Genomic DNA, 9,130 nt, shown 5'->3' with positions numbered 1-9,130 from the left:
GTCGGGGTTGACCCGCCCGCCTGCCGCCAGTGCCGCCAGCGCGTCGCGCGTGGCGGGCGCGCGCAGCGTCGGGTCACGCCCGCCATGGACCAGTTGGTGAACCTGCGCGAAGAACTCGGCCTCCCGAATGCCGCCGCGCCCACGCTTCAGGTCGTATCCGGGGCCGAACGCCTGCCCCTGCGCATAATGGTCGCGGATGCGGCGGGTAATCTCGCGGATCTCGCCGATCGCGCCGTAATCGAGCGCGCGCCGCCAGACGAACGGTCGGATCGCGTCGAGAAAACGCTGGCCGAGCGTCAGGTCACCCGCCACCGCCCGCGCGCGGATGAACGCCGCCCGTTCCCATGGCAACGCCGCCGATTCATAATAGGATACGGCCGCGTCGATCGGCAGCGCGATCGGCGTCGCTTCGGGCGAGGGACGCAGGCGCAGGTCGACGCGCAGGACATAGCCGTCGCCGTCGCGCGCCTGAAGCAGTTCGACGGCGCGCTTCCCGATCCGAACCGCCGCTTCCGCAGGATCGTCGCGCGGGCGCCGGGGCAGCGTCACCGGATCGTAGAGAAGGATCGGATCGATATCGGACGAATAATTCAGCTCGTGGCTGCCCTGTTTGCCCAGACCGATCGCGGCGAAGCCGACCGGTTCGGCGCCCGGCGTCCGTTCCTCGATCGCCGCGACGATCGCCCGGTGCAGCGCGCTATCGGCAAAATCGCTCAGCGTCCGCGTCACCCGCCGCAGATCATATGCCCCCGACAGATCGCCAAGCGCCACCAGCAGTGCGATGCGCCGCCGCTCGATCCGCAGCCGCTGTGCGAGCGGCAGTTCGGGATCGGCCGCGACCATGGCCAGCGCATCGACCTCGAACCCCGGCAACGCGTCGAGAAACGCGGCCTCCCGATCGAGCAGAACGGACAGGAACGGCGACCCGATGCGGACACGCTCGATCAATTCGGACGACAACTGCATCGTGGGATCAAGCTCCGGTGGCTGGGAAACTTACCCTATTCTATCGCCGGACCAATTGAAACGAAACGCAGATGCGCACGTTGGAACCGCTATGACAATGCAACCGACCCTTGGCGCTTCACCGTCCGACCGCGGGCAGGTCGTGCGTGCCCCGTCGCCGGGCGAGGGGGTCGGGCGAGCATTGCGACAGATATTTGAACGCGACGGCCGGCTGCCGGCGGCATGGAGCGAGTATCTGCAAAGACTGGACGAGACGGGTCGCTGATCAGCGTTGCTCCGCTCAACGAACCAATCGCAAGCTGCAACTGCACCTTTCCCTAGAAGGAAAGGGTCTGAAAAGAAGTTCGTAGCGCTCAGCGATCCCGGCTAAGGTCGTCGACTTCGCCCATGATCGTATCGAGTACAGTCTGCCCACCATTGTCGGGCTGCTCGGCACGCGATGGCAATTTGCCCTCCGACATCAGCGCTTCGAGCGCCACGCGCCCGCGGGCTACGCGGCTCTTGATCGTGCCGACCGCGACGTTGCAGATCTCCGCCGCCTCTTCATACGCGAAGCCACCTGCGCCGACGAGGATCAGCGCCTCACGCTGAGGCTGCGGCAGATGGAGCAGCGCGCGCTGCATGTCCGCCAGCTCGACATGGCGATCCTGGCTGGCCGGCGCCGCCAGAATGCGGTCGGCGACCAGATCGTCCCACTCGCCCTTAAAGCGCGCACGGCGCATCTGCGACAGATACAGGTTACGCAGGATGATGAACGTCCATGCGCGCATGTTGGTGCCCGCTTGGAAACGCTGTCGCGCCGCCCATGCCTTCAGCAAGGTTTCCTGTACCAGATCATCGGCCAGATCGCGGCTGCCCGACAGGGAACGGCCGAACGCGCGAAGGTGCGGAATGACCTGCGCCAGTTGCTTCTTGAACTCGGGATCGGAAAGCGCGACGTGCTCCTGCACCTCACTTGCCGCGTCCTCGGTGATGTCGGATTCAGTCATTCTTATCCGTTCGATACGCAGTCGGCCCGGTGGCGAGCTGACCCGAACATAGGGAGGCCGATCGTCGATTGCCAGCGTCGTCGGGACGAACCGAACGACGACGCCATTGCAAAGATCAGGACAGCAGGATGAAGGCCATGACCGCGATCACCGCGATCAGGGATACCGCCAGGATGTAGCGGGTAACCCCGGGGGTAGCGCCGGCACGTGCTTCCGTGGCGGTGACATGGGTGCGTTCTTGATCGTCTGCCATCACCTATCAACCCCCGAAGATCGTTTTGGGTCCGTACCGTTATGCCGCGACTTCCGGCACGGTCGCCTCGTCGAAGAACAGCGCCTGGCTGATTGCCGCCTTCACCGTCGAACGTTGGAACGGCTTGGTGATCAGGAAGGTAGGTTCAGGCCGCTCGCCGGTGAGCAAACGCTCCGGGAAAGCAGTGATGAAGATCACCGGCACATTGAATTCGGAAAGGATGTCCTTGACCGCATCGATGCCCGAACTGTCGTCGGCCAACTGGATATCGGCCAGCACCAGCCCCGGACGATCCTGCATCGCCAGCGCTACCGCTTCGTCGCGGGTTACCGCGACGCCGGTCACCTCATGGCCCAGATCGCGCACGATCTGTTCGAGGTCCATAGCGATCAGCGGCTCGTCCTCAATAATCATCACGCGCGAGCGGGTCTGCTGCTCGATCTCGCGCAACGCTTCGGCGACCAGTTCCTCGACTTCTTCCGGAGTCGATTCGATCAGATAGGCCGCATCCTCGGTCGTGAAGCCCTCCATCGCGGTCAGCAGCAATGCCTGCCGCGACAGCGGTGCGATGCGGGCTAGGCGGGCCTGGGCGATTGCTTCGTTCTCGGTGCCCGATGCGCTGGCGGCACCGAATGCTTCGGGCTGAGACGAAGCCCAGATCGCCTGAAAGGTACGATAGAGGCCGAGGCGCGGATCGACGTCGCGCGGAAACTCCTCCGGTGCGGCGACGATCGCTTCCAGCGTGGCGCGGACATATTGATCGCCCTCGCTCTGGCTACCGGTGAGTGCTCGGCCATAGCGCCGGAGGAAAGGGAGGTGCGGCGCAAGCTGCTGTCCGAGCGACATGGTCAGATAAGTCTCCTTCGTCACGAGCCGACTGGAAAGGCCGGATCGCACACTGCGTTCTGATACGATACGGCACGGGAAAGGCGCCTCCCCCGAGTTCGCGTCGATGCATGGAACCAACGAGCACGTCTTTTGTTTCCTGTGCGCCCGACATGCTGATGCAAGCCAGTCTTGATGCCGGTCGGCGGTTAGGTATTCGTGCCGGCATTGGTCCGGGCGTGGGGGAAGGCATTGCTTCGTGAAGGATGGTGAGAAGTCGGTTCAGCAGTCGAACGCGAAATTCGCGGGTACGACGCAACCGGACAAGAAGGACACGTCCAGCCTGGGTAACGCATTGCGCGCCGTGTATCAGGATGCGGCTGGTGAATCGGTTCCCGACGAAATGCTCGACCTGTTGAACAAGCTGAAATAGCTTCGACGGTGTGACCACGTCCGTAACAGCCAAGCGGAGGCCACCCAGCCCGGCCGCCGCACTCCGGCGGGTTCCGACCGGCGCGAAACTGATGCTGATCCTGAGCGCCGCGCTATTGCCTTTGGCGCTGATTGCTTTGTTCGCCACGCTTCAGACCTCGCGGATAGCCGATCTCGATCTGCGGGCGCGATTGCGCGTCGCTGCGACCGAGGCGTCACGCGGGATCTCCATCGAACTGAGCGGCGACATGACCGCGTTGCGCGTGGCGATGACGTCGCTGTCGTCCGACCCCGCAAATTCGCCAAGTTGCGCCCGGGTCGAAGGGGTGTTCGCCCAGCAAGCGGCGACGGGCGCCCGCTTCGCCATTTATTCCGCAGACGGACGCTTGGTATGCGGCACGGTCATTCCCGTACGGATGGTCGGCGCACCCGATGCCGGCGGCGTCCGGGCACAGGTCGTGCCCGATGCAGGCGTCGTGCTCGACATTCGCGGCACCAACGAAGCGCGCGCGGTGGCGTTTTTCCCCGCAGCGCTGCTCCGCGACCGATCGCAGCCGAGCGCGTTCCCTACCCCGTTCGAAAGCGGCATCCTTCATGGTGGCGATGGCGAATTGAGCCTGGCGACGCTGCCGCCGGAATCGGGGATCGAGCGGTTGGAACGCGTGAACATTCCGCTCAGCATCGACGATCTGGCGTTCACCATGGCGGTCCGCCGTGCGCCGATCACGTCATCGACGATCGTCGCGATGCTGCTTCCCCTCGTCATGTGGTTCGCCGCGACCGGCATCGGCTGGTTCGTGGTCGATCGCCTGTTGATCCGGCCGCTCCGGCGGCTGCGCGACGATATCGAACGCTATCGGCCCGGCCATCCGATGGGCGACGTCAATCTCGGCGCGATCCCGGCGCAGGAAATCGCCGATCTGGGCGAGACGTTCCAAGAACTGACCCATACGGTCGAGCGCCACGAACAGTCGATGGCCGACGGGCTGGTCCGCCAGACCAAGCTAACGCGCGAGGTGCATCACCGCGTCAAGAACAACCTGCAAGTCATCGCCAGCCTGATCAATTTTCACGCCCGCAGCGCACATGGCGCAGCGGCGGCCGATGCCTATGCCACCATCCAGCGCCGGGTCGATGCGCTGGCGGTCGTCCACCGGCATCATTACGCCGAGATGGAGGAAAATCGCGGGCTTGAACTGAAATCGGTGATCGGCGAACTTGCGTCGAATATCCGCGCGACTTCCGCCAGCGAGACGGCCAAACTCGGCATCACGCTGAACGTCGAACCGGTGCTGGTAACGCAGGATGTTGCGGTCGCTGTCTCGTTCCTGCTGACCGAGCTGATCGAGCTGGCGGCGTCGGTCAATCCGCAGGCGCAGATCGGCATCTCGCTGCGGCCCGTACCCGATACCGAAACGGCGGTACTGCGCGCAAGCTCCCCCGCGCTCGTGGAGGGTGAGGAACTCGATGCGCTCGTCGCCAGCCGCTATGGCCGGATCATCCTGGGCCTGTCCCGCCAGTTGCGCGCACCGCTGCACCATGATCCGCTGATCGGTGCCTATGAAATCACGATCGCGGCGAAACCGGCCTGAGGCCGATCGACATTCAGTTCCGTGGACGCGGGACTACTACTCCATCTGCCATCGTCACTGCCGCGAAGGCGGGAGTTCATATGCGCCGGCGTAACGAAACCAGCCGAAACGTCAGCGCAGACCCAACATCTTGTGCGTCTGAAGCGACAGGCGCCAGCGAGGTCGGGCCATTGCGAAGGCGACCGCTTCGTCGCGATTGAACGCCTCCTGCCCGACCGCATCCATCGGTTGTACGAGGTGATGGACGAAGTCCCACTGTTCGATCGCGTCGACGTCGATACCCGCCTGTGGCCACACCAGCTTCAGCTCGTCACCACGGCGTTGCACGACTTCACTGCCGGCCTTCGGGCTGATGCAGACCCAGTCGATGCCCGGATGCGCAGCGATGGTGCCGTTGCTCTCAATCGCGATCTCAAAGCCTTCGCGGTGCAACGCATCGACCAGCGCATCGTCGATCTGCAACATCGGTTCGCCACCGGTCAGCACGACGAAACGCCGCGTTGGCTCCGGTCCCCAATGCCCGACCACCGCCGCCGCCAGCAGCGTGGCGTCGGCGAACTTGCCGCCGCCCACGCCGTCGGTGCCGACAAAATCGGTGTCGCAGAAGCGGCAGATCGCGTTTTCGCGATCGACCTCACGGCCCGTCCACAAATTGCATCCGGCAAAGCGCACGAACACCGCGCGTCGCCCGGCATGTACCCCCTCCCCCTGCAGGGTCAGGAACATCTCCTTCACCGAATAGGTCATCGGGCGGTGTCGGGCGTTTCCGCATAGCGGGTCGGATCGAGCAGGCCCGCCTCGACAAAGCCGCGCGCGCGCAGGCGACAGCTGTCACACCGTCCGCAATGCAGGTCGCCGACCGGATCATAGCAGGTCCAGCTCATGCCCGCATCGAGACCCAGCCGATGGGCCTCGCGCGCGATATCGGCCTTGGTCATATGCTGGAGCGGGGCATGAATGCGGAAGCGGGCGCCGTCGCTGCCCGCGCGCGTCGCCAGTTCGGCCAGCGCTTCGAACCCGGCGATGAAGTCCGGGCGGCAATCGGGATAGCCCGAATAATCGAGCGCATTAACGCCGATCCACAGATCACGCGCGCCCGCCGCCTCGGCCCATCCGAGCGCGAGGCTGAGGAAGATCGTGTTGCGCGCAGGAACATAGGTGACCGGAATGTCAGTGCCGACGCCGTCCTTGGGCACGTCGATCGACATGTCGGTCAGCGCCGATCCGCCGAACGCCGACAGGTCGAGCGGCAGGACGACATGCCGTTCCGCGCCGAGCAGCGCCGCGATCCGCTTGGCCGCTTCCAGTTCGACCTGGTGCCGCTGGTTGTAATCGATCGACAGCGCCAGCAGCCGGTGGCCCGCCTCGCGTGCCAGCGCCGCTGCCACCATCGAGTCGAGTCCGCCCGACACCAGCACCACGCTGAGGGGAGAATTCGTCATGCTGCGCTCGCTAAGACTTTCGGCGTGCCGGAGCAACCGCCCGAAAAAGAGCGGGCCGCAGTGACGCGGCCCGGAGGGTTCCATGCTTTAGGGGAAACATGCGTGCCCAACCGGACACGATCTTCGTATAATCCAGCGGGGTTAAACATAGGCTTAACGCTGCCCACGCGCACAATTGCCGATCCGCCGCACTTCATAGGCATCCGCAAACGGCATGCCGTCGGCAATGCCCTCGCTCTCGATCCGCAACGATCGCGGGGTATCGACATGCACTGTCGTGCGAACATGGCCAATGCCGGGACAGGTATAATGAACGGTCGACAGCCGCGCGCTATCCTCAATCACGAACCGGCTGCACTGGGCGGTGCGCAGCCGCAGCCGCAGGAAGGCCGACGTATCGGCGAAGCAGCTCGCCCTTGCCGCCTCCGCCGATCCGGTCGCGCGCAACGACCAGTTACCCGGCGCCACCGCACGCATCGCCGTCAGCGTCGGCGCGGCGGCCGGCTGCGCCATTGCTGCGCCGGATGCCAGCGCCAGCGCCGCCGCGACCCAGCGTAACGATCTTGTCCCCATGACGTCCCCCTTACCGCGCGCGTCAGGATGCGATGTCGGCCACCGCGAGCGGAAATTTCGTCGCGCAGAAGGCGCAGTCCACCAGGATGATGCCGTTCTCGTCCGCCATCGCGGCGCGTTCCTCGACCGGGAAGCGCGAGATCACCCCGGCGATATAGTCGCGGTCGCACCGGCAGCCGCGCGACAGATCGGTGCGGGCGAGGATGCGGACTTCGCGCTCCTCGTTGAACAGGCGCCACACCAGCGTTTCCAGCGGGATCATCGGATCGGTCAGTTCGTCCGCTCCCATCGTCGATCCCAGCGCCTCAACATGATGCCATTCGGGATGGTCGAGCCGAACGTGCAACCGCTCGCGCCCGTCCTCCCCCTCCGGCAGATGCTGAAGGAAGATGCCGCCGGCGATCCGCTGCCCATTGTCATCGACACCCAGGCCAAGCCGGACCAGTGACGGGATCTGTTCGGATTGCAGGAAATAGCTTTCCGCCGCCGCCGCGATCGAATCGCCGTCGAGTGGCACAATCCCCTGATAGCGTTCGCCCGACGTCACCTGATCGAAGGTGATCGCCAGATAGCCTTGCCCGAACATCGCGAACAGCGACGGCTCTTCGCCCAGTTCGGCCAGCCGATCGGCATCGAAATCGACATAGCCGCGCAGTTCGCCGTTCTTGTAATCGGCAACCATCAGGCGGATGATCCCGCCCTGGGTCTGCGCCTGTAGCGTCAACTGCCCTTCGGCTTCCTTCAGCGTCGAACCGAGCAGCGCGGTCAGTGCCAGCGTTTCGGCCAACAACTTCTCGATCGGCGCGGGATAGGCGTGGGCAGCAAGGATCGACTGCGCCACCGGCCCCAGCCGCACGACGCGACCGCGGGCGTGGTGATCGGGTAGCGTGAACCCGATCGCACGATCGAGGTCAGGCAGGCAGGCGGGTTCGGACAAGATCGGGCTCCCTGTGGCCCGGCATCCGGGCAAACTGTGATCGATCGCTCACATGGGAGTGCGGCTGCGATTCCGCAAGCGCTTTGCGTTATGTTGCGACTGCGAAATGGTTGGACGATGTTCGTGTCGTCCCGATTCTTCAAAAAGTCGCCATTTGCCGGAAAGCTCAGCCGACGAGGCCAAAACACCAGCGCAGGATCGCCTTCTGCGCGTGCAGGCGGTTTTCCGCCTCCGGCCAGATCAGCGATTGCGGCCCGTCGATGACCTCCGGCGTCACCTCTTCGCCGCGATGCGCGGGAAGGCAGTGGAGGAACACCGCGTCGGACTTGGCATGCGCCATCAGCGCCGCATCGACCTGATAGGGTGCCATCGCCGCCAGCTTCTGTTCGGCGTGAGCCTGTCCCATCGATATCCACGTATCGGTGACGACCACGTCCGCGTCGCGCACCGCCGCTACCGGATCGCGCGTAATCGTCGCCCGCGCCCCCGCCGCCGACAGAACGTCGGGCGACGGATCATAGCCCTCGGGACAGGCGGCGACGACGTCGAAGCCCATCAGCGCGCCGGCCTCGACGATCGAGTGCAGCACATTGTTGCCATCGCCGAGCCACGCCCATTTGGTGCCGGGCAGCGCCTTGCCGGCTTCGATCACGGTCAGCAGGTCGGCGACGATCTGGCACGGGTGCGAATGGTCGGTCAGGCCATTGATGACCGGGACCGACGCATAGCGGACCATTTCGTCCAGCTTGGCGGGATCGTCGGTGCGGACCATGATCGCGTCGCAATAGCCCGACAGAACGCGGGCAGTGTCGGCGACCGTTTCACCGCGGCCCAGCTGTGTAGTGCCGGCGTCGAGCACCAGCGCCGATCCGCCCAATTGGCGCATCGCCATGTCGAACGACACGCGCGTACGGGTCGAGGACTTTTCGAACACGCAGGCAAGCGTATGGCCGGCAAGCGAGGCGTCGGCATCGGCACGGCCTTTCGGCCAACCCTTGCGCGCAGCCTTCCCGTCGAGCGCGTCGTTCAGAATGGCGGCGATGCCGTCGGCGCCGGCCGAGGCGAGATCGAGGAAATGGCGCATCTTCTTCAGTCCTCCCCATCGCAGATGGGGAGGGGGA

11 protein-coding genes are annotated in these 9,130 nt (G+C 64.9%); 2 read left to right on the top strand and 9 right to left on the bottom strand.

Features of this window, described 5'->3' with window-relative positions; genetic code table 11:
• The 4 genes from ASE59_RS20495 to ASE59_RS00935 form a co-directional block, all read right to left on the bottom strand.
• On the bottom strand, positions 1 to 966 hold a 966-nt coding region (locus ASE59_RS20495), incomplete at its 3' end, for a DUF294 nucleotidyltransferase-like domain-containing protein (protein ID WP_235515594.1).
• A 353-nt stretch (positions 967 to 1,319) separates the two neighbouring features.
• Entirely contained in the window at positions 1,320 to 1,955 is a 636-nt protein-coding gene (locus tag ASE59_RS00945) for a sigma-70 family RNA polymerase sigma factor (protein WP_056451011.1), read from the bottom strand.
• Between the two features lie 115 nt (positions 1,956 to 2,070).
• Positions 2,071 to 2,208: a hypothetical protein gene (locus tag ASE59_RS20165; RefSeq protein ID WP_056451010.1), complete on the bottom strand. Its 138-nt coding sequence runs from the start codon at positions 2,206 to 2,208 to the stop codon at positions 2,071 to 2,073.
• Between the two features lie 39 nt (positions 2,209 to 2,247).
• On the bottom strand, positions 2,248 to 3,054 hold the full coding sequence (locus tag ASE59_RS00935) for a response regulator (RefSeq protein ID WP_056452621.1): 807 nt from the start codon (positions 3,052 to 3,054) through the stop codon (positions 2,248 to 2,250).
• 238 nt (positions 3,055 to 3,292) lie between these two features.
• On the opposite strand from ASE59_RS00935, the gene ASE59_RS20490 reads away from it, so the two are divergent.
• Both ASE59_RS20490 and ASE59_RS00930 read left to right on the top strand, forming a co-directional pair.
• Positions 3,293 to 3,466 (top strand): NepR family anti-sigma factor, encoded by a 174-nt coding sequence (locus tag ASE59_RS20490; protein ID WP_156359815.1) that lies wholly within the window; start codon positions 3,293 to 3,295, stop codon positions 3,464 to 3,466.
• 91 nt (positions 3,467 to 3,557) lie between these two features.
• On the top strand, positions 3,558 to 5,057 hold the full coding sequence (locus tag ASE59_RS00930; RefSeq protein WP_082457995.1) for a sensor histidine kinase: 1,500 nt from the start codon (positions 3,558 to 3,560) through the stop codon (positions 5,055 to 5,057).
• Between the two features lie 111 nt (positions 5,058 to 5,168).
• Here ASE59_RS00930 and queE read toward each other — a convergent pair whose 3' ends face one another.
• From queE to argF, 5 genes are all read right to left on the bottom strand, one after another.
• The gene (gene queE, locus ASE59_RS00925; protein ID WP_056451004.1) at positions 5,169 to 5,804 is read right to left on the bottom strand and encodes a 7-carboxy-7-deazaguanine synthase; all 636 of its coding nucleotides are present in this window, start codon (positions 5,802 to 5,804) and stop codon (positions 5,169 to 5,171) included.
• Positions 5,801 to 6,583 (bottom strand): 7-cyano-7-deazaguanine synthase QueC, encoded by a 783-nt coding sequence (gene queC / locus ASE59_RS00920; RefSeq protein ID WP_156359814.1) that lies wholly within the window; start codon positions 6,581 to 6,583, stop codon positions 5,801 to 5,803. The genes queE and queC overlap by 4 nt, the downstream gene beginning before the upstream one ends.
• A gap of 69 nt (positions 6,584 to 6,652) precedes the next feature.
• Positions 6,653 to 7,072: a hypothetical protein gene (locus tag ASE59_RS00915; RefSeq protein ID WP_056450998.1), complete on the bottom strand. Its 420-nt coding sequence runs from the start codon at positions 7,070 to 7,072 to the stop codon at positions 6,653 to 6,655.
• Between the two features lie 22 nt (positions 7,073 to 7,094).
• Complete coding sequence (locus ASE59_RS00910) at positions 7,095 to 8,009, bottom strand: Hsp33 family molecular chaperone HslO (protein ID WP_082457993.1); 915 nt, start codon at positions 8,007 to 8,009, stop codon at positions 7,095 to 7,097.
• Between the two features lie 166 nt (positions 8,010 to 8,175).
• The gene (gene argF, locus ASE59_RS00905; protein ID WP_056450995.1) at positions 8,176 to 9,093 is read right to left on the bottom strand and encodes an ornithine carbamoyltransferase; all 918 of its coding nucleotides are present in this window, start codon (positions 9,091 to 9,093) and stop codon (positions 8,176 to 8,178) included.
• Positions 9,094 to 9,130 lie beyond the last annotated feature (37 nt).

The sequence above is a fragment of the Sphingomonas sp. Leaf10 genome, from assembly GCF_001421245.1.
GTDB lineage: Bacteria > Pseudomonadota > Alphaproteobacteria > Sphingomonadales > Sphingomonadaceae > Sphingomonas.
This window is presented reverse-complemented; position numbering and strand designations above follow the sequence as displayed.